The following is a 19,339-nucleotide window of genomic DNA, read 5'->3' on the forward strand; positions in this document are numbered from 1 at the left end:
CCTACCCCCCCCGCCCATCTCTCCACCATTTGGCACACCGCCCCCACCGCTGGGGGGGCCCAAAAAAAAAAACCCCGGGCCCGGGGGGGGGGGGGGGGGCCCCCCGCCCCCCCCCCGCCTTGGCGGAGAATCCTGCGACTGCGTGGTTAAAGGGTGATTGAACCCTTTGGCGTTTCAAAGGTCACCGAGAGGATTCCCGGTGTCCCGTTGGGAGCCTGCCAATCGACAACGACCTCGCCGACGGGCAGCTGCTCGGGCTGTCCGAGCCAGTCGGCAACACGTTCGCTGGAACCGGCAATGCTGATCGAGGAGATCTTGCCCACCGGTTCCAGGGCCTTTGACGGATGCAGGTCCTCGGTTCCGTCATCCCAGCGCAAAAGGTAGGGAACCTGCGGATCGGCGATCAAGCCATTGATGCCGATCTGGCGCCAGGTCAGTTCCTGTCCATCGGGGAATTTCCGGTTGCCCGGAACCGAACCCCGGCCCAGGCGCTCTTCCGCCGGTGCCAGGTCGTCAACCGCAACGCACCAGCCCATCCATCCGCCACCAAGTTCGGATCGGGCGCGAACGGCCTGGCCAAACGGCGCCTTGTCCGACGACGGGTGGTTCAGGACTTCAACAACTTCCAGGTACTGGCCATTCTTCAGCGGGAAGATGACATTGCGCGTACCAAAACGTGGGTGTACACCGCCCTTTACAGATTCGAGTCCAAGGGCCTCGCCGATCCGAGCGGCAGTAGCCGCGAGGCCGTCGGGTCCACAAGCGTAAGTTACATGGTCCAACCTCATCATGTGCCTATCATGACACTTTGTGATCTGGCTCTCGACTTAGGATCGCCTAACTTGCATCTTGGCTGTCCGTTCGGGGTACGCGCAGGAGCGCTGTGCAGTCCAACCGGTTTGTCACAATTTGAGACGTGGTTGCGGACTTGCGGCGCCGTGGGCCAGACTTATTGCCAAGGTCATGAGTTTCAGCAGAAGGCCCCGGCTTGCTGAACGGCAACCCTCCACCGCGGTGGGGTGCCCCGGGTGAAGACCAGGCCCCGCGTCAAAAAGACGCGGGACAAGCGCGGGAGTGCCCAGCAAACCAACGACTCCATCACGGAGCCGGCCATGGGCATACCCCTGAATCCTTGAAGGGGAAGAAATGTCTAACGACTGGTCCTTTGAAACACGCCAGATCCACGCAGGGCAGGAACCCGACGCCACGACCGGCGCACGTGCACTGCCGATCTACCAGACCACCGCCTTCGTGTTCCCGAGCGCCGAGACCGCCGCGGCACGTTTCGCCCTGGGCGACCTGGGGCCCATCTACACGCGCATCGGCAACCCCACCCAGGACGCCGTCGAGCAGCGCATCGCCAGCCTCGAAGGCGGCGTGGGTGCGCTGCTGCTGGCCTCGGGCCAGGCGGCAACCACCTTCGCGATCCTGAACCTGGCCGAGGCCGGCGACCACATCGTGGCCAGCCCCAGCCTCTACGGCGGAACCCAGAACCTGTTCAAGCACTCGCTGCGCAAGCTCGGCATCGAGGTCACCTTCGTCTCGGAACCCGATGACCTCGAGGGTTGGAAGGCCGCCGTCAAGCCAAACACCAAGGCCTTCTTCGGCGAAGTGGTTTCCAACCCCCGCCAGGACGTGCTCGACATCGAAGCGGTCTCCGCAATTGCCCACGAGGCAGGCGTCCCGCTGATCGTCGACAACACCCTGTCCACCCCGTACCTGATCCGCCCCATCGAATGGGGAGCGGACATCGTCGTGCACTCGGCGACCAAGTACCTCGGCGGGCACGGCACCGCGATGGCCGGGGTCATCGTGGACTCGGGCAACTTCGACTTTGCCGCCGACCCGGAGAAATTCCCGGGTTTCAACACCCCCGACGAGTCGTACAACGGCCTGGTGTACGCCCGGGACCTGGGCGTCAACGGCGCCCTGGGTGCGAACCTGGCCTACGTGCTCAAGGCCCGCGTACAGCTGCTGCGCGACCTTGGCTCGGCAGTTGCCCCCTTCAACGCCTTCCTCATCGCCCAGGGGCTCGAGACCCTCTCGCTGCGCATCGAGCGACACGTCTCCAACGCCGTGGAAGTGGCCGAATGGCTCGAAGCCCAGCCGCAGGTGGAACGCGTCATTTACGCCGGCATTCCCTCCAGCCCGTGGTTCGAGCGCGGACGCAAGTACGGCCCCAAGGGAACCGGCGCCATCGTCTCCTTCGAGATCTCCGGCGGCCTCGAGGCCGGCCAGGGCTTTGTCGATGCGTTGAAGCTGCACTCCCACGTCGCGAACCTGGGTGATGTGCGGTCGCTGGTGGTCCACCCGGCCTCCACCACGCACGCCCAGCTCACCGAGGCCGAGCAGGTCGCCGCGGGTGTTTCCCCGGGCCTGGTCCGGTTGAGCGTGGGCATCGAAAACATTGCAGACATCATCGCCGACCTGCGCGGGGGCTTCGAGGCCGTGGCCTCGCTGGGCGATGTTGAACTGCAGGCCACCCGGTGAGTGTGGAGACCAACGTGGTGCTCCATGACGCAGAAACCGCCGCCGCGCTGGACCTTGCGTCCGATGGCATCCTCAGGCATCTGCACACCGGTCCGTACACCTTCGAAACCGGTGCGACCCTCCCGCAGATCGTGCTCGGGTACGAAACCTGGGGGACGCTGAATGCCGAGGCGACCAACGCCGTCTACATCGCCCATGCGCTGACCGGAGACAGCCACGTGGCCCGTGGCGCATCGACCGAGCCCGGCTGGTGGGACGGTTTCGTGGGCCCCGGCAAGACGGTGGACACCAACCGCTACTTCGTGGTGGCGGCCAACATGGTTGGCGGCTGCTCCGGGTCCACCGGTCCTGCCAGCCTCGACCCGGAGGGCGTGCCCTGGGGATCGCGCTTCCCCTTCACCACGATCAAGGATTCGGTGCGTCTGGAGGCGCGGCTCGCCGATGCCCTGGGCATCAAGGCCTGGCACACCGTGCTGGGCGGTTCCATGGGCGGGGCGCGGGCCCTGGAGTGGGCAGTGGAGTTCCCCGAACGGGTGAAGAACTGCGTGGTGGTGGCGGCCGCCGCCGAGTCCTCGGCCGAGCAGATCGCCTTCGCGCAGGCCCAGTCCGCGGCCATCCGGCTGGATCCGGACTTTGCCGGGGGCGACTACTACGCAAATGAACGCGTTCCTTCCGCAGGACTGGGCATCGCACGGCGCATTGCCCATATCACCTACCGCACGGCAGCCGAGCTGGATGTCCGGTTCGGCCGTGCCCCGCAGGGGTCCGAGCAGCCGGTGGCCGGCGCCGGCCTGGATCGGGGCCGATACCAGGTGGAGAGCTACCTGGACCACCAGGCCGACAAGTTGGTGGGTCGCTTCGACGCCAACAGCTACCTGGTGCTGACCGAGGCCTTGATGAGCCACGACGTCGGCCGCGGGCACGGATCGCTCCGGGATGCCCTGGGCCGGCTCGAAGAAGTGAATTTCCTGGTGGGTGCCGTCGACTCGGACCGCCTGTACTGGCCCGAGCAGTCCGAGCTTCTGGCCAGGATGTTGCCGAACCCGTGCGAGGTCAAGTACATCACCTCGCCGATCGGCCACGACGGGTTCCTGACCGACATCGAGCAGCTCAGCGAACCGCTCAAGCGGGAGATCTTCAGCTGACGCAACCTCGCCCGCACATCCGCGGTGGGGGCAGGCGGCCCGGGGCCCGAAGAAGTGAAACCTTCTTCGGGCCCCGGGCCGCCATTCTTGCCTTCAGTCCTCGGTCAGGATCTTCATCCGTGCCTGTTGGTGCTCCTCGGGCGTGATCACCCGGCGGGCCAGCAGGTCCTCGAGCTCGGCCAGGCGCTGTTCGCGGCTTTGCCTGGGTGCCAGCAGCTGCGACTTCGCGGCGCGGACCGCCAGTTCGGTTTGCAAGGTGAAGGGATCCAGGCCCGCGTTCTTGCTGGCCTTGTAGTTCCGGACGGCCACGAAGACGATGAATCCGATCACCGCCACAAAGGCGATCACGAAAACCACGCCGAAGACACCGAATCCAACCACCAGGTCGTTCATGGGGTTTGAGTCGCCGAAGGGGCCGGGTTGCACCGTGCCAAAGTCGACAAATCCCTGATCGTCCAGGGAATCCTCGGTGAAGTTCATGCGGCAGCCGCTCTTCTCGGGCCGGCCCGTGGGACCGGCGGACATCCTTGCTTTGCACCAGTAGATCACGGAGAAGCGATCCACGGCCCTCAAACCGGGAAACGTTTTCCTACCGTGACCTCACCTTTGACGGTTGGATGCCGTTCTGTTGTCGATCTTTCGGGGCCCTAGACCGCCGGGCCGTTTCCCAGCGAGTCGTTGGGCGGCTGCATGGTGAACGTCGTGGCCAGCGGGCGCTTGGCCGAGATTCCATCGCCCGAGGACTGGTGCCGGATGCGGCGCAGGACCCAGGGGGCCAGGTGCGTGCGTGCCCAGATGAAGTCGTCGCGCCGGGCTTCGCGCCAGTTCTTGACCTCGACCTCGCCGGGCTCGAGGTGCTGCAGGTCGTGTGGCACGTTCAGCGCGTCCAGGGCCATGGCCGCAATCGTGTGGTGGCCCAGGGGGGAGAAGTGCAGGCGGTCGTCGGCCCACATCCGCGTTTCGTGCAATTCGCGCAGGGACCACAAGTCGGCGACCACCGCGTCGTAGCGGGCGGCGATGGTGCGGACGTTTTCGTTGTAGATCGCGACCTTGCCCCGAATGCCCCCGAGCATCGGGGTGTCACGGATATCCGGTCCGGTGAAGAGCAGGATGGTGGCGTTCGAGGTGGCCAGGATGCGCATCAAGGCATCGAGTTTGTCGGCAATGGCATCCGGGTCCCCGCCGGGCCGGATGACGTCGTTGCCGCCGGCGCAGAGGCTGATGAGATCGGGCTTGAGCTCGAGGGCCGGGCCGGCCTGTTCGTCATAGATCTGGTTGATGAGACGGCCGCGGATGGCCAGGTTGGCGTAGGCAAAGTCCTCAATGCCGTGGCTGAGCTGTTCGGCCACGCGGTCCGCCCAGCCGCGGTACCCGCCGGGACTCCGTGGGTCGACATCGCCGATGCCCTCCGTGAAGGAATCGCCCAGGGCCACGTAGCGTCGCCAGGGATGAAGGGCGGAGCCGGGTGCGGTGGTTTCCGTCGAAGGGGTCTCGCTGATGTTGTTCACCATTTATTCCTACCAAAGAATACGTAAGTTACCAAGGCGTAGCTTTCTTCCGGATTCCCCGGGAAGGCGGATTTCTGCTTGACTGGTCGGGTGAGTGAAACAAGTTGGAACCCCACTGTCATTTGGTCCCGCCCGGAAGCCGAACGTGCCGGCACCCCGCTTTTGGTGCTTCTGCACGGTTACCTGTCCAATGAAGAAGACCTGATGGGCCTGGCTCCCATGCTGCCCGAGGAGTTCACCGTCGTATCGGTGAGGGCGCCCCAGGCCTTGGGCCCCGGGTACACCTGGTTCCCGCTGATGCAGGATCTCGACTACTCGTTCGATGCCGTCAAGAAGGCCATCGCCGACCTGTGGGAATGGCTCGAACCGGTCTCCAAGCAGCACTCCTCGGTGAGCCTGCTGGGCTTCTCCATGGGCATGGCCGTGGCCACCTCCCTGCTGCGCCACCAGCCCCAGGCGATTTCCACGGTCATTGGCCTGTCGGGATTCGCCGTGCCGGAGGAGGGTGAAGGCTTCTTCCAGGACGAGGTTCTCAAGGGCATGAAGAAGCCGGTGTTCTGGGGACGCGACCAGGCCGACCCGGTCATCACCCAGGACAAGATCGAATACACCCACGCCTGGGCAACCACCGACGTGCACGTCACCAAGGTTCTCTATGCGAACATGCTCCACTCGGTAAATGCGCAGGAAATGGCGCACGTCCATGAATTCCTGAGCCACGTCGTGCTGAAGGGCGCCTCGATCTAGCGCTTCCGGCGCCTGTCGGGCTGAAGACGTAAACAAAACCTCCTGCTTGCCGTGAACCATTGGTGCAAGCAGGAGGTTTTTGTGTTCGGCCCACGCCGTGGACAGCGCGCTCGATTGACCGATTGCCGTGCTGCCCTCATCGGTTTCGCGTCCGGGGCAACTCGCTGGTGCGTCCGCTGGAACGCCCGGGGCCGTTGGGACGCTGCCAGGGCAGTCAATGAACCCGAGCCCGCCGGACCGCTGTGCGCCGGGCGCACCACCGGAACCCGGGTGAACTCGGGCAAGGGTCTGGTCGCCGCGGCACGGGCGGCCGGCATGGGCCCGGAAGAAATGCAGGGGCCGGTGGCGGTCAGCCGGTAGGGCCGACGGCCGCCGCCGGTTCGATGCGAGGTGTTAGGCCGTCTCGACCGTGATGGATTCGCCGTTGACGCTCACGGTGTCGCCGTTGCGGATCTGGGCGCCGCGGCGGGTTTCGATTTCGCCGTTGACCTTCACCAGGCCGTCTTCGATCATCTGCTTTGCGTGGAATCCGTCTTCGGCGAATGAGGCAAGCTTCAACAGCTGGCCCAGTCGGATCGATTCGTCGCGGATTTGGAGGTGGAATGCTTCGGATTTTGCCATGTATCCATCATTGCGCATGCACGTCCAGGACCGTGCACCAAGGCGGGGTCAATGGCCCGCATTGTGCTGTGAACGACACAATGCCGGGCCCGCGGACGGTTAGACAGTAGGTTTCAGTAGTAGGAATTTTCCCCGTCCCCAAGGAGAATCGTGGCACGCCCGGAACCCCGCCCGCACTCAGCTCCCTTGGCGTTGGCAGGTTCGGCGGGCAAATTGATGCCCCTGCAGGCGCAGATCACCTCCAACGCGGCGGGTTTCCTGGGCGGCTACCTCGCCGCGGCGTTGCTCAGCGCCCTGACCTCCCTGGCCTGCCTGGCGGTGGCCTGCCTTGCGCTTCCCGGGACCCGGGCGGGCCGGCGGAAATTCGGTGCCGTGTGGCGCGAGCGCCCGATCCCGCGCTGGTTCCTGCTGGCCGGGCTGGTGGGGTCTTGCTGCATGGTGGCCCAGGCCATGAGCGTGGGCAGCATCGGTTTGGCACTCTTCGCCGTTGCCGTGGTCGGCGCCCGCACACTGACCAGCATCGTCATCGACGTGATCGGATTCAGCCCGGCCGGAAAGCAGCCCGTGACGCGCATCCGGATCCTCGGGGCGGCGCTGTTGGTGAGCTCCCAGCCATCGATGAACGGCCGCGCCGGACAGGCCCATGGGTCCACGACCACTGCCACGGCCATCAACCACCGGGCATCCACCGCCGGGTTGCCCATCGCCATGGCCGTCTTGGCCTCGCTGAAGATCGAGTCGTCCGGGTTCTCCTCCGCGCCGCTGTGGTGGATGTACTTTGCCGGGCCGCTGGGCATCCTGTTCGTGGTCACCGGGGGCAGCCTGGTGCCGCGGCTTGGCGCCTGGTGCCGGGAATCGGGTTGGTCACCGGACAGCTGGTCGGATCGCTGGCGATGGATTTGATCCCGGCGCCGGAGAAGGCCGGCGAAAGTGAAATCATTGGAACATTGGCAACCCTGCTGGCGGTCCTGGTGGCTTCCTGGCAACCCAATGGCCAGCCACGATGGAAAGCACGAAATACACCATGAGCCCAACAACAGCCACCCGGACCAACCAGCGTTCGCTGATGCCCCTGTACCTGGCGACGGCGGTGTTTGCCGGGCTCGCGATGCCGATCCAGAGCCGCATCAACGGAGCCCTGGGCGCCAAGCTGGGGGACCCGGTCGCCGCCTCGCTGGTCAGCTTCACCACCGGGCTCATCCTGTTGGTGATCGCCTCCCTGGTTCTGCCGGGGCCACGGGCCGGGGCACTGGCCATTCCGCGTGCCCTGCGGGAAAAGCGCTTCCCGCTCTGGTACCTGGCCGCCGGTTGCGTCGGCGCGTTCGTGGTTATTTCCCAGACGCTCACCGTGCCGCTGGTCGGTGTCGCCTTGTTCACGGTCTCCATCGTCACGGGCCAGACCCTGGGCTCCCTGCTGGTCGACAGCCTGGGCTTCGGACCCGGGGGCCGCCGGCGCATCAGCACCATCCGGGCGCTGGGTGCCATATTGACCATTGCCGGGGTCGTCTGGGCGGTCAGCCCGCGGATGGGGTCGGCCGGGGCCATCGCCACGTTGCTGGTGCCCATGGCCGTTCCCCTGGCGGTGGGTTTCCTCATGGGTTTCCAGGCCGCCATGAACGGCGTGCAGGCGCAGGCCTACGGAACGCCGGTGGCAGCGACACTGGTGAACTTCGTGGTCGGCGGGATCCTGCTGGCCATCCTGTTGCTGGTGCGCCTGCCGATCACGGGCCCTGCGGCGGCACTGCCCGGGCAGTGGTGGTACTACCTCGGTGGCCCGCTGGGCTGCGTATTCATCGGGCTTTCGGCGTTCCTGGTCAAGCACCTCGGGGTTCTCTTGACCGGGCTGGGAATGATCTGCGGGCAGCTTCTCGGTTCCCTGCTGATCGATGTGTTGGTGCCGGCCTCCGGCACCGTCATCGATGCCGCGACCATCGCCGGGACGCTGCTCACCCTGGCAGCGGTGTCGCTGGCCTCGATCCCCGGCAGCGCGTTCCGGCGCCTGCGGAAATAGCGTTGCGGCCGGCTTCCCGGCACGGAGGCAGCCTCCGCGCCCCGGCGGCGAAGATGGGGCATCTTCCCCATGCGCCGCGGTGTCCGGCTCTTCTACGCTTTGGATGGAACAGGAACATCCGAAGGACCAAGGAGCAGGACGCCATGGGCATTCTCCAGACCACCAGCGAGGCCGAAGCCGTCGGCGCAACCGCCGCAGCCTACGCCGCGGACCGCGCTGCGCTCGGCTACGTGCCGAGCCACACCAAGGTCCTGGCCCTGAACCCCGAGGCCTTCGAGGCCTGGAAGGCCCTGCAGTCCTCGATCGCCAAGTCCATGGGCATGCGCCGCTACGAACTGGTGACCCTGGCCGCGGCGCTGGGCATCGGGTCCCGGCATTGCCGGCTGGCCCACGGGAACAAGGCCCTGAAATACATCGACGAGCAGGAACTGCTCGGGATCGCCAGGGACTACCGTTCCGCCGCCCTCACCGAAGCAGAGGTCGCGATGATGGATTACGCCGTGAAGCTCAGCGGCGACTCGGCCGCGATGGACGAGTCGGACAGTCGGCGTTTGCGCGACCTGGGATTCCCGGACCGGGAGATCGTTGACATCACGCTCGCGGCGGCGGCCAGGAACTACCTCAGCCGGATCCTGCAGGCCTTGGCCGTGGACATCGACGTGCCCCCGCAACTCAGCGACGACATGCGCGGCGCCCTGCTCGACCCGATCGAGGCCCGGAAGGCAGCGGCCGGCTGACGGGCCCCCGCGGTGGCGCCGGTTGGTCAGTGCGGTCCCTCCGGGGAGGAATGTTCCGTGCCGTGGCGGGTTGCCAGGCGCGAGAGGTCAAGGCGGTTGGCGGTGCCGGTCTTGCGGAGCATGTTTGAGATGTGCGAGCTGACGGTCTTTTCGCTGATGACCAGGGACCGGGCGATTTCCCCGTAGGTGCGCCCGGCCACGACGTAGCCGAGGATCTCCCGTTCGCGCACCGTCAGCCCCGGCAATTCAACGGCTCCGCCCGATGCCTGCCCGATGCCCGGCTGGTAGGTGGCGATCCTGGCGCGGGCGGCGATCTCCAGCAGCGAATCCTGGATCGGACGCGCATTCAGTTCCTGGGCCAGGACGAGCCCGCGGCGAAGGAACGTAGCGGCCTGCCCGTGGCCGGAGTGGCCGTGACGCAGCAGCGCCTGCACCGCCCGCCAGCAGCAATAGGCCTCCTCCCAGCGCAGGGAACCCGATTGGCAGGCATTGGCGGCGGCGATCCACTGCGCCGCGTTTCCGGCCTCCGAGCGGGCCCGCCCGGTCTCCGCCCGGTAGAGCGACTCGAAGGCTTCCACCTGCGCCGAGTAGTACGGGGTGTCGTTGCCCGATTCCCGCAACACGGAGGGGAATCGTGCCTCCAGCTCGTCGGTGGACGCCAGCATGCCGGCCGTGTCGGCGCCCTCGTCGCGGGCACCCTGGATCATGTCCGCCAGGGCGCGGGCTGCCAGCGGAACCAGCCACTCGCACATGGTCGGGGGCTGGCCCTCCTTGCCGGCCCCGGCCATGGCCGCGAGGTAGGCCGCCGCGGGGTTGCCCCCGGCCAGGAGGACCTCCGAGCGGACCGCGTCGAAGTCGAGGTTGTTGTACCCGGACTTGTGAGCAAACAGTTCCTCGGCCCTGGCCAGGTGCGCCCGGGCTTCGTCCTGGCTGCCCTGCAGGGCAGCCAGGCGGGCGGCCGTCAGGCGGGCGGCAACATCGCCCAACGGGCCCGGATCCGCACCCAGGGCCACACGCAGTGCCTGCCCGCATTCGCGCCAGCGTCCGATCGAAAGGTAGCTGCTGGCCTCGTCGGCGGCCATCTTCGACAGGTACACGTGCGGGGCGCCGAGCAGCGCCAGCTGCTGCCTGCCCGAGCGCATCAGGTCGGCAAACACCTGGCTGGTCCAGGCCTCGGTCGCGTTGGCCTGCCAGGTCGTGGCGTGGAGCAGGGCCCAGAAATCCCGGGCCCGCGCGGCCGCCCTGGCCCCCTGGGCGGCCAGCAGGCGTGCCTCGCCGGGACGTTCCCCGAGCAGCGCGGCCATGGAATTGGCCGTCAGGGCGTAGGACAGGGCCTGCGGGTTTCCCGCCTCCCGGGCCACCTCCAGCGCCTGCGCTGCCTGCCTCGGTGCATCGGGATCGTCCTTCCACAGGCGCATATGGGCGAGCTCGGCCAAGGCATAGGCATATTGCCAGCTCTCGGGGGAGACCTGCGCCAACCGGACAGCCTGCAGCAAGGCCTCGGCCGAGAGGAATTCGAGCCCCGAGGAAAAACGAAGCAAGGCACGGCGCACCATCAACTCGGCGACGTCCAGTGACCGCTTGGCGGGGTCCAGCTCCGCCAACAGGGCCTCCAACGCACCGAGTTCATCCTCCATGGCCCCGGACGCCTCGGCAGCGGTGCGCAACCGATGCAATAGTTCCTCGCGGCTTTCATCGACCTGCGGCAGCTGTCCGTGCAGGGCCAGCGCCCGATGCAGCAGGCGAAGGATCTCGTTTGACCCGCCGGCCGAGCCCGCGGCCGCGGCGGCCCGCAGTGTCCAGCGGTATGCCTCGCCGGCGTTCCCGGCATCGTAGTGGTGTTGGGCCAGGGCCGCCATGAATTCGAAGTCCGGGGTGGTTCCCTGGGCCAGCAGCCGCGCCCCGTAGGCGGCGAACAGCGCGTGCCAGTCCCGGCGCTGCCCGCTTTCCAGTCCCTGTTCCAGGACCTCGGAGATCAACGGATGGTGGAACCACCAATGCGTCCCGTCCGGCCAGCACTCCGTGATCCCGGCCTCCGTCGTTTCCCGCAGGATGGCCGCGGCGTCGTGCCGGGTCCCGGCCTGCTGCGACAGGCCGGCCAGGTCCTGGGCGCGGATGGGCCGCCCGCCCACGGCCATGAGCTGGGTCAGCTGCCGCGCGCCAACGGACATGCCGCGCCAGGACCGCAGCACGGCCGACTTGAGGTCCTCGGGCAGCGTCGGGGGCAGATGGCGTGTCTCGGGGCGCAGGCCGCTGACCATGAGCCGGTTGAGATAGGCGTTGCCGGCGGTGTGTGAAAAGACCTCCTGCACCAGCGACTGGTGCGGCGCGGAACCCATGGCCTGGGCAATCTGGGCCCCGGTCGAGGTGCGGTCCAACGGCTCCAATGCCACCCAAGAGATCCGCGGCATGCGCCGGATGTCGGCCAGCCAGCGCTGCAGCGGGTGCAGTTCCCCCAGCTCGCCGCTGCGCAGCGTGGCGAGGATCGCCAGGCGCCGGTCCGCGGGCCCGGCGATGAGGTACATCAGCGCATCCAGGGTGCCCTGGTCCGCCCACTGCAGGTCATCGACGACCAAGACCACCGGCCGTACCAGGCAGAGCTCGGTCAACCAGTCATCGATTGCGACAACCACGTCGTTGGCCGCCCAGCCTCCCGGACCGAGACCGGGGTTCGGGATCCCCTCGAGAACCGGGCCACGCCGGAGGGCCGAGCGCAGCGGCAGGAACGGGACGGTCATCGAGGCCAGCGGCAGCGCGGCCCCGGCCAGGATCCACATCCCGGAGGAGACCGCCGCGCAGGCGTGCTGCACGAGAGCGGTTTTCCCGACACCGGGATCCCCGGAAACCACCAGGGTGCAGGCCGCACCGGATATCGCCGCATCCAAGGACGCGCCGATGTCGTCGAGCTCCGTCGCCCTCCCCATGAGTTCCGGGCCCATCACCCCAAGCTCCAGTGCCACAAAACCAGTTTCCCACCATCGGGCCCCGAGGGAGCCGTAATCTCAGGGTTTTGGCCGGTTTTTTAAGGGGCCGTTCCCGATGCCCCCGAGTGGGTCCAGCGAGCAAGGTTGAGGTATCGGAATCACTGCAAACGAAAGGCAAGTCCCATGTATTCCGCACGCAAGACAACACGGTTCGCCGGCCTGGTCTTCGCCTCGCTGGCAGTGGCCCTCGCTGCTTCCTCCCCGGCCTATGCCCGGCTGGATCCCGGAGGACCAATCGTCGATGAACAAACCACGGTCAGCACCGTCACCACCGACACCTCGGCGTGTTCGCTGACACGGATCGGAACGCAACTGGTCCACTGCGACAGCCTGACCGGGGCCGGCGTCGAGGCCCCGTCCTGGGTCCCCGAGCGTTAGGCATCAACGACACCGGCTTGCCGGCCGGGCTTCGGCCCGGCCGGCAAGCCCATGCCTGGTCCCGGACCCGAGGATGGCCACCCGGAAGGCGTCGCCTGTGGTCAGGTCAGGTCAGGGCTGGCCGGGGCGCGCTGTCGGTTCATCGCGCTGGCGGCTGGCCAATCGGGATAGATCCAGGCGGTTCGCGGTGGCTGTTTTGCGCAACATGTTTGAGACGTGCGTGCTGACGGTCTTCTCGCTGATGACCAAGTTCCGGGCAATCTCCGCATAAGTCAGGCCGGAGACGACATGGCCAAGGATCTCCCGTTCGCGCTCGGTGAGACCGGGCAATTCGACCACGCCGGCGGCAGTGGCCCCCGGGGCCGGGCGGAGTATGGCGATTCGGGCTTGGGCGGCAATTTGCTTCAGCGATGCCTGGATCGGACGAGCCTGGAGTTCCTCGGCAAGTTCGAGGCCGCGGTGAAGGATCTCGGTGGCCGGACCGCGTTGTGTGTTGGCGTGCAACAGCAGGGCTTCCACGGCCCGCCAGCAGCAATAGGCCTCTTCCCAGCGGAGGGTTGCATCCCGGCATTCATCCGCGGCCGCCACCCATTGTCGACCGTTCTCGGAGGAGGAGCGTGCACGGCCGACCTCGGCCCGAAAAAGCCCATTGAGGGCTTGCATCTGCGTTTTGAACAGCTCGGTGTCGAATTCGTCCTGAAGCACGCGGGGAAAAAGTTCCAACAGATCGTCGATGAGCGCGAGCAGATCTGCGGTGGGGTTTCCCTCGTCGCGTGCGCGTTGGATGCGATCTGCCAGCGAACGGGCAGCCAGCGGAACGCTTGCTTCAGTCATGTACTCGGCAGGGAGCTCGGCTTTGGCGTAGCGCATGATGGTCGTGTAGGCAGCCTCGGGGTTTCCGGCAGCCAGATAGACCTCGGCACGGATGTCGTCGAATTTATTATTCATGAACTTGGACGCTTGCGCGGATATTTCCTCGGCGCGGGCAAGATGTGCCTCGGCCTCACTTTGTTTGCCCTGCCGGACCGCCAGCTGGGCGGCCGTCAATCGAGCCAAGACATCACCCATGGCGCCGGGGTCCGAACCAAGAGCCACTCGAAGCGCCACGGCGCAATCCTTCCAACGACCGATGGCCAAGTAGGAGCCTGCCTCAAAACCGGCCAGCGTGGCGATATAAACATGCGGCGATCCCATGCTGGCCATGATGCCCCTCCCGGCGCGCATGAAATCGGCGTAGGTTTGGCTGGCAAATGATTCCGTGAGGTTCGCCTGCCACATGATGGCACCAAACAGCGCCCAGAAATCTCGCGTCCGTTTCGCTGCTTCGACCCCCAGCGCCGCCGCTTCGCGACCTCGGGTCAAATTTCCGCTATTGAGAGAGGCCATGGCATTGGCATAACAGGCATAGGTCAAGGCCCGTGGGTTACCCGCACGCCGGGCAGCGCGCAAGGCCTCCGATGCATGGACTTGCCCGTCGGGCTTCTCTACCCATAGTTCAGCAACCGCGAGTTCGGAAAGCGCCAAGGCGTATTGCCAACTCTGTCTATTCGCACTCGCAAGCTGCACTGCGCGGCGCATCCGGCTGATTGAAAGAAACTCCCGTCCGGTGCTAAACCTCAGTTGGGCTTCCCGCACCATCAGTTCGGAGGCCTCAAGCGGTCGATCAACGGCGTTGATCTCCGAAATCAGGGCCTCCACCGCTTCCAATTCATCTTCCATGGCACCGGCATCTGCGGCGGCGGCACGCATCCTGTTGAGCAGCCCTTCACGTTCCTCCGTCTCATAGCCAAGAATGTCATGCAACTCCAGTGCGCGGCGAAGCAACAGCAACATTTCACCAGTCCCGCTGGCCCCGTTGGTCGCGGTGGCAGCACGCAACGTCCATCGGTAGGCCTCGGCGAAGTTTCCGGCAGCATCATGGTGGTGTGCCAGTGCCGCCAATGACTCGAAATGAGCGGTAGCCCCCTCGCCGAGCCGCCTTTCCTCGTGGGCGGCGAAAACCGCGTGCCAACGGCGCCGTTTCTGCTCATCAAGCCTCTGCTCAAGGACTTCGGCGATGAGCGGATGGTGGAACCACCAAAGTGCCCCGTCAGCGTCGCATTCAGCGATACCTGCCGCCGCCGCCTCACGCAAGATAGCCAGGGCATCACACCGGAACGCGGATTGCTGCACCAATTCGTCCAGGGCCGCTGCCCGCAGGGGGCGACCACCAACGGCCATCAGCTCGGTGAGTTCACGCGCCTCCGCAGTTAGGCTGTGCCAAGACCGCAGGACCGCTGTCCGCAGGTCCGCCGGCAGCCGCGCTGGCAAATGTCGGGTGTCGGCTCGCAGCCCGCTGACGATGAGCCGGTTCAGGTAGGGGTTCCCGGCGGTGTGTGAAAAAACGTCCCCGATCAGCGACTGGTGCGGCTCCGTGCCCAGCACCTGGGCCAGTTGGGCCCCCGTCGCCCGATAGTCCAGTGGCCCCAGCTCCAGCCAGAAGACGCGGGGCATGCGCCGGATGTCCGCCAGCCAGCGCTGCAGCGGATGTCCTTCGCCAACTTCGCCGTTGCGTAGGGTGGCGAGGATGCACAAGGGCCTGTCACCAGGCCCCGCTATGAGATACATCAGGGCGTCGAGGGTGCTCGAGTCGGCCCAGTGCAGGTCATCAATCACGAGCACCACGGGCCTGGCTCGGCTGATCTCCGTCAGCCAGTTGTCGATGGCCACCATGGAATCATCGGATGCCTGGCCGCTGGTTCCGAACACGGGTTTGGGGATCCCCTCCAACGGGGGAGCACCATTGACGGCGGTGCGCAGGGGCAGAAAAGGGAAGCTGACCGAAGCCAAGGGCAGGCACCCGCCGGTGAGGATTAGCGCCGTGGAATCCACGTTCACACAGGCCTGATTGACCAGTGCCGTTTTCCCGACACCGGCGTCCCCGGAAACCACCAAAGTGACCGCAGTGTGGATGAGCCCGCTTTGCATGGTGTCGCCAATCTGACCTAGCTCCATAGTGCGTCCGACGAGATCCGGGCCGCTCCATTCACGATCGTGGGCCATGCAATCCAGTCTCGCACCTTGCTCCTCCATAGGCGAGAGCACCCGGAATCTCAGGTATTTGCGTGGCCTTCTGGGTGGTCACTCCCGATGCAGGGACACGGTGTCGAGAGCAGTGTTGAAGTATCGAATTCAGGAAATATGGAAGGTGGCATCATGTTTTTCCCACACAAGGCGTCGGGGTTCGCCGGCTTGGCCGCCAGCACACTGTTTTTGGCGGGGCTGGGCCCTCTATCCGCGATGGCAACGGAAGATCCGGGACCGACAGTGCCGACGATCCAAGAGACAACCAGTTACTTTTGCGTGTTGCCGGGGGTTGAGGGGCAAGTGGTTCGTTGTGTCTGTCCCGCCGGTGACGGGGCCGGTACTCCGCCGTGGCTGCGTAAGCCTGAACAGGGCCCGGCCCAATTCCCGGTCCTTCCGGGCCAGGGTGGAAAGACCCTGGTGTCCCGGATATGACTCGGTCCCTTGGGCGGGAGTCTGCCGGGTGGCGGCGTCCGAGCCCGGTGTACATTGCGTGCGGTTCCGTGGGCACACTGCTTTGCGGCGAACCGCGTGAACCCCCTGCCACTGTGCCATCCCACACAATTGACTCACCGTTTGTGGACCGGCCCGATCTGCCGCCGACCACGACACGTTTCTTCCCCTTGGACAAGAAGCACTGGGCGCTTGATCTCATGGTCGCCATCACAGTTGTCTCGAGCATTTCGGGGTGCACCGCGGTGGTCAATGACGTGGATGTGGCCACCACCGAGCTGTCGTCCCGCCACGCGCCCCGGCCATCCGTTGCCCTGCTTCCGCCGGCCGTCGCCACCCCCACCATGTCGGCTGCGCCGGACCCACAACAGGCATCGCGCAGCATCGAGGAGTTGCTGCGCTCCGGCGAACACCCGCTGGCTGGTGCCGTCCCGGGTTCCGAGCAGGTTCTGCTCAGTGTCGAGCGAAGCCGCGGCTTCTCCTTCGCCCTCCCTGCCCGGGCCAGGGGCGTGTACCTGTGGATCGCTGTGCGCTGCAGGCGTCCGGTTCCGCTGTCGCTGCTGGCCTTCGACGCCGCCGGCCGCACCACGCTCATGTACACGCCGGACAACTGCCCGGCGACCGACCTGGTGGCCGGGCCGCTGGACACCACGGAAACCAGGGGCATCCTCACCATCCCGAACGGCTCTCCGATGCATTTCACGCTGGTCTCCGGCCAGCTCGCGAACGCCGATGACCGGGCAGGCACCCGCTGGCCGCGAAAATTCCTTCGGTGAGGAACGGACATGAAGGATCACACCCACGAGTCCGGCCCGGCGCGGCGTTCCCGCCCCGGACCGCATCCCTTCCTTGCCCTGGCGGCCCGGCTGTGCTTGGTGTGCCTGGCCACCGGGTGCACCCCGCTCAACGTAGAGCCCCCGCCCCCTGACGAGCCCGGTCCACCGGTTACCGGGCCGTCCTTCATTCCCGAAACCCAGGTCTTCCCCGTGGCCCCTTCCCCGAACGAACCCGGCGTGGGCACCAGGCGCCCGACCCATGCCGAGCTCATTGCCCAAGGCAAGAGCCCGTTGCCCGGTGCACTGCCCGGCAGCGAAAAGGTCCTGATGCACTTCCACGGCAAGGGCGAAGCCAGGATCGTGCTGCCGGCCCAACGATCCGGCGCGCTGCTGTGGATCCTGGCCGGCTGCCGGAGCGAGGCGCCGTTGACCATCCGGTCGCTGAACCTCTACGGCGTCGTGGTTGCCCGCTACGATTTGGAGCCTTGCCGTGCCGCCGAGGGCGGTGGGGGGACCGAGGACGGCACTTCCACACTGGTGGAGATCTGGACCAGTCCAGACGTGGAGTACGACCTGAGTGTCATTTCCTCGGAGCCACGCACCGGCAGGGGCATGCCCGAGCGATGAAAGGGCTGCTGGGGATTCCTTGCGGATTGGCCATGCCCGGTGTGTTGCCGGCTGACGGCGATCGGCGCCCGGAGGGCATGCTGCGGTGGAACGGTCTGGGCGGTGTTCCCCCGTGGCGGATCAACGGCTGTCGCCGGAATGCCCAGGGAGGAGCCGGGCAGCATCCGGGCGCGCCTGCAGTGCAGGATGGTGCGCGGAGCGGCATTGCATTTAGCCGGTTTTTCCCGCTCTGAACCACCTGAAAGGTGCAAACAAGCCTATGATTTAGGCATGGACATGCTATCCATCGTGATCATCGCAGGGATCGTCCTGATCTGCCTGTTGTCCGCAATATTAGGGCTCACCCGGAGCCTGGACAAGCGTGCACGTGACCTACAGGGGAAGGACCCCGAAACGGCGCGGGCGCTGCGTGAAACCCGACGCAACATTGATCGGGGACAGAGCTTCGATCCCCGCCTGTGAATGCTCCTGACGTACGCGATTCTCCGCGGGCATGACGGCTGGAGCCACCATGCCCAGCAGCCCGGCCTGATCGACTGGGAGGATTCGGTGGACTCCACGGTGCACCGTGCCCGCCGGCAAGGCACCAACTTCCTGCGCCGCACAGGGCGACCTGGCGAATGACAAGTATCTTCGCCAAAGGCCTCCTGACCACCCGGTAGGCAAGTCCCGCGGCAAGCTGTCCACCAAGATCCACTCCCTGGCCGGTCGGAAACTGCGCCCCTGGTGATGCCGCCATCGTCGAGGACACGGTCCTGCGGGAGGGGGCCGACACAGTCCCCTCTAACCATTTCTCGCCCGACCTCAGCAGGACACGGCGGTTCGCCCGCTGGGTCGCGTGGAACATCGACGGCGGCAGCATCAAGAAGCTCAGCCGCTCGGGCATGAATTTCACCAAGGATCCCCGGCTTCCCGAGGCCGCACAGACGGGCAACGAGCTCTACGCCGGCAACCGCCTGGACCGCTGACACATCGCCCGCCGTGCCAATTTGCTCTGGGGCCGGCTGCCCGAGGCGAACCAGGCCAACTGGGACTCGTTCCGCTACACCAACACCACCCCGCAAATGGACGACTTCAACCAAAGCAGCCGGGACGGGCTCTGTGGACGACTCGAGGTTGCACTCCACGAGGACATCGACGTCAATGGCCTGCGCGTCAGCGTCTTCGGCGGGCCTGTCTTCCACGGGGATGACCGCATCCACCGCGGCACCGCGCTGCGCCGTGAATACTGGACGCTCGTGGCCTTCACCGATCGCGGCACCCCGAAGGCACGCGTCTTCCTGCCCACCCAGGACCTCGTCCAGCTTCGGGAGCTCCCGGACCTGAACGAGTTCCTGGTCTACCAGGCCACCCTGGCCGAACTCGAGGCACGCACGCGGAATCACTTCCCCGGCGCCCTGCACACCGCGGGCATCCCGGCCACCCGGGCCCCTGGGGAGAGGAAGCCCCAGGAAACGGCCGCCGGCTTCCGCTGGCAGGCCCGCCTGGACCACGGCCGTGCCGTCAGCGGCTTCGTGGCAGCATGGGTCGCGGGTCCGGGTATCCAGTCGGAGGTCGGCTGTTGAGGGGCGCTGTGGCTTGCCCCCGACAGTGTCCAAGGCCTCTCGCGCCTGCCGGTCCACCAAACCGGTGAACAGTTGTTGCGAGGCCCCGAAAATCACGGCCCACGCCAGGATCTGCGGTGAATTGTCCATCGCGGTCAGGCCGGGGATGAAGCCGCCGCGCAAGAGCATCAGACCCAGAACGGCCGTCAAGGCCCCGGCGGCAGCTTCATGACCGCCGGGGGCACGGCCAAGCCA

General features: G+C 66.4%; 16 protein-coding genes, 1 pseudogene and 1 riboswitch. Of the genes and pseudogenes, 11 read left to right on the forward strand and 6 right to left on the reverse strand.

Going from position 1 to position 19,339, the window contains the following annotated elements; genetic code table 11:
• Window positions 1-146: 146 nt before the first annotated feature.
• Entirely contained in the window at window positions 147-791 is a 645-nt protein-coding gene (locus J2T21_RS12940) for a VOC family protein (protein WP_307581744.1), read from the reverse strand.
• Between the two features lie 168 nt (window positions 792-959).
• Window positions 960-1,075, forward strand: a riboswitch (SAM riboswitch).
• Window positions 1,076-1,146: 71 nt separating this feature from the next.
• On the opposite strand from J2T21_RS12940, the gene J2T21_RS12945 reads away from it, so the two are divergent.
• Together J2T21_RS12945 and metX are read left to right on the forward strand one after the other, a co-directional pair.
• Window positions 1,147-2,490: a bifunctional o-acetylhomoserine/o-acetylserine sulfhydrylase gene (locus tag J2T21_RS12945; RefSeq protein WP_307581745.1), complete on the forward strand. Its 1,344-nt coding sequence runs from the start codon at window positions 1,147-1,149 to the stop codon at window positions 2,488-2,490.
• Window positions 2,487-3,635, forward strand: a complete 1,149-nt coding sequence (gene metX / locus J2T21_RS12950) for a homoserine O-acetyltransferase MetX (RefSeq protein WP_373457930.1) — start codon at window positions 2,487-2,489, stop codon at window positions 3,633-3,635. Before J2T21_RS12945 ends, metX begins: the two co-directional genes overlap by 4 nt.
• A 93-nt stretch (window positions 3,636-3,728) precedes the next feature.
• Here the strand turns inward: metX and J2T21_RS12955 are convergent, their stop codons facing one another.
• Both J2T21_RS12955 and J2T21_RS12960 read right to left on the reverse strand, forming a co-directional pair.
• Window positions 3,729-4,115 carry an SHOCT domain-containing protein gene (locus tag J2T21_RS12955; RefSeq protein ID WP_307581746.1) on the reverse strand — a complete coding sequence of 129 codons (387 nt, stop codon included), beginning with the start codon at window positions 4,113-4,115 and terminating at the stop codon, window positions 3,729-3,731.
• Window positions 4,116-4,282: 167 nt separating this feature from the next.
• Complete coding sequence (locus J2T21_RS12960) at window positions 4,283-5,146, reverse strand: SGNH/GDSL hydrolase family protein (protein ID WP_373457931.1); 864 nt, start codon at window positions 5,144-5,146, stop codon at window positions 4,283-4,285.
• An 87-nt stretch (window positions 5,147-5,233) separates the two neighbouring features.
• Between J2T21_RS12960 and J2T21_RS12965 the strand changes: the two genes are divergently transcribed.
• On the forward strand, window positions 5,234-5,890 hold the full coding sequence (locus J2T21_RS12965) for an alpha/beta hydrolase (protein ID WP_307581748.1): 657 nt from the start codon (window positions 5,234-5,236) through the stop codon (window positions 5,888-5,890).
• A 393-nt stretch (window positions 5,891-6,283) separates the two neighbouring features.
• On the opposite strand, the gene J2T21_RS12970 is transcribed toward J2T21_RS12965, so the two are convergent.
• The gene (locus tag J2T21_RS12970) at window positions 6,284-6,511 is read right to left on the reverse strand and encodes an RNA-binding S4 domain-containing protein (protein ID WP_071215594.1); all 228 of its coding nucleotides are present in this window, start codon (window positions 6,509-6,511) and stop codon (window positions 6,284-6,286) included.
• 150 nt (window positions 6,512-6,661) lie between these two features.
• On the opposite strand from J2T21_RS12970, the gene J2T21_RS12975 reads away from it, so the two are divergent.
• The 3 genes from J2T21_RS12975 to J2T21_RS12985 all read left to right on the forward strand — a co-directional run bounded on the left by J2T21_RS12975 (window position 6,662) and on the right by J2T21_RS12985 (window position 9,259).
• Window positions 6,662-7,414 (forward strand): DMT family transporter, encoded by a 753-nt coding sequence (locus J2T21_RS12975; protein ID WP_307581749.1) that lies wholly within the window; start codon window positions 6,662-6,664, stop codon window positions 7,412-7,414.
• A gap of 121 nt (window positions 7,415-7,535) precedes the next feature.
• Entirely contained in the window at window positions 7,536-8,522 is a 987-nt protein-coding gene (locus J2T21_RS12980; protein ID WP_307581750.1) for a DMT family transporter, read from the forward strand.
• 143 nt (window positions 8,523-8,665) lie between these two features.
• The gene (locus J2T21_RS12985) at window positions 8,666-9,259 is read left to right on the forward strand and encodes a carboxymuconolactone decarboxylase family protein (protein WP_307581751.1); all 594 of its coding nucleotides are present in this window, start codon (window positions 8,666-8,668) and stop codon (window positions 9,257-9,259) included.
• 26 nt (window positions 9,260-9,285) lie between these two features.
• Here the strand turns inward: J2T21_RS12985 and J2T21_RS12990 are convergent, their stop codons facing one another.
• On the reverse strand, window positions 9,286-12,219 hold the full coding sequence (locus J2T21_RS12990; RefSeq protein WP_307581752.1) for a helix-turn-helix transcriptional regulator: 2,934 nt from the start codon (window positions 12,217-12,219) through the stop codon (window positions 9,286-9,288).
• 147 nt (window positions 12,220-12,366) lie between these two features.
• On the opposite strand from J2T21_RS12990, the gene J2T21_RS12995 reads away from it, so the two are divergent.
• A complete protein-coding gene (locus J2T21_RS12995; protein ID WP_307581753.1) occupies window positions 12,367-12,621 on the forward strand; it encodes a hypothetical protein in 255 nt (84 codons plus the stop codon).
• A 111-nt stretch (window positions 12,622-12,732) separates the two neighbouring features.
• On the opposite strand, the gene J2T21_RS13000 is transcribed toward J2T21_RS12995, so the two are convergent.
• Window positions 12,733-15,663 (reverse strand): helix-turn-helix transcriptional regulator, encoded by a 2,931-nt coding sequence (locus J2T21_RS13000; RefSeq protein ID WP_307581754.1) that lies wholly within the window; start codon window positions 15,661-15,663, stop codon window positions 12,733-12,735.
• A 599-nt stretch (window positions 15,664-16,262) separates the two neighbouring features.
• Between J2T21_RS13000 and J2T21_RS13005 the strand changes: the two genes are divergently transcribed.
• The 4 genes and pseudogenes from J2T21_RS13005 to J2T21_RS13020 all read left to right on the forward strand — a co-directional run bounded on the left by J2T21_RS13005 (window position 16,263) and on the right by J2T21_RS13020 (window position 19,105).
• Window positions 16,263-16,913: a hypothetical protein gene (locus J2T21_RS13005; RefSeq protein WP_307581755.1), complete on the forward strand. Its 651-nt coding sequence runs from the start codon at window positions 16,263-16,265 to the stop codon at window positions 16,911-16,913.
• Window positions 16,914-16,922: 9 nt separating this feature from the next.
• A complete protein-coding gene (locus J2T21_RS13010; RefSeq protein WP_307581756.1) occupies window positions 16,923-17,540 on the forward strand; it encodes a hypothetical protein in 618 nt (205 codons plus the stop codon).
• 270 nt (window positions 17,541-17,810) lie between these two features.
• Window positions 17,811-18,002, forward strand: coding sequence for a hypothetical protein (locus J2T21_RS13015; RefSeq protein WP_307581757.1), 192 nt, complete (start codon window positions 17,811-17,813; stop codon window positions 18,000-18,002).
• A gap of 293 nt (window positions 18,003-18,295) precedes the next feature.
• Window positions 18,296-19,105 (forward strand): annotated as a pseudogene (locus J2T21_RS13020) (DNA/RNA non-specific endonuclease).
• Window positions 19,106-19,339: the final 234 nt, after the last annotated feature.

Origin of the sequence: Paeniglutamicibacter psychrophenolicus (genome assembly GCF_030812255.1) — a bacterium.
Lineage (GTDB): Bacteria > Actinomycetota > Actinomycetes > Actinomycetales > Micrococcaceae > Paeniglutamicibacter > Paeniglutamicibacter psychrophenolicus_A.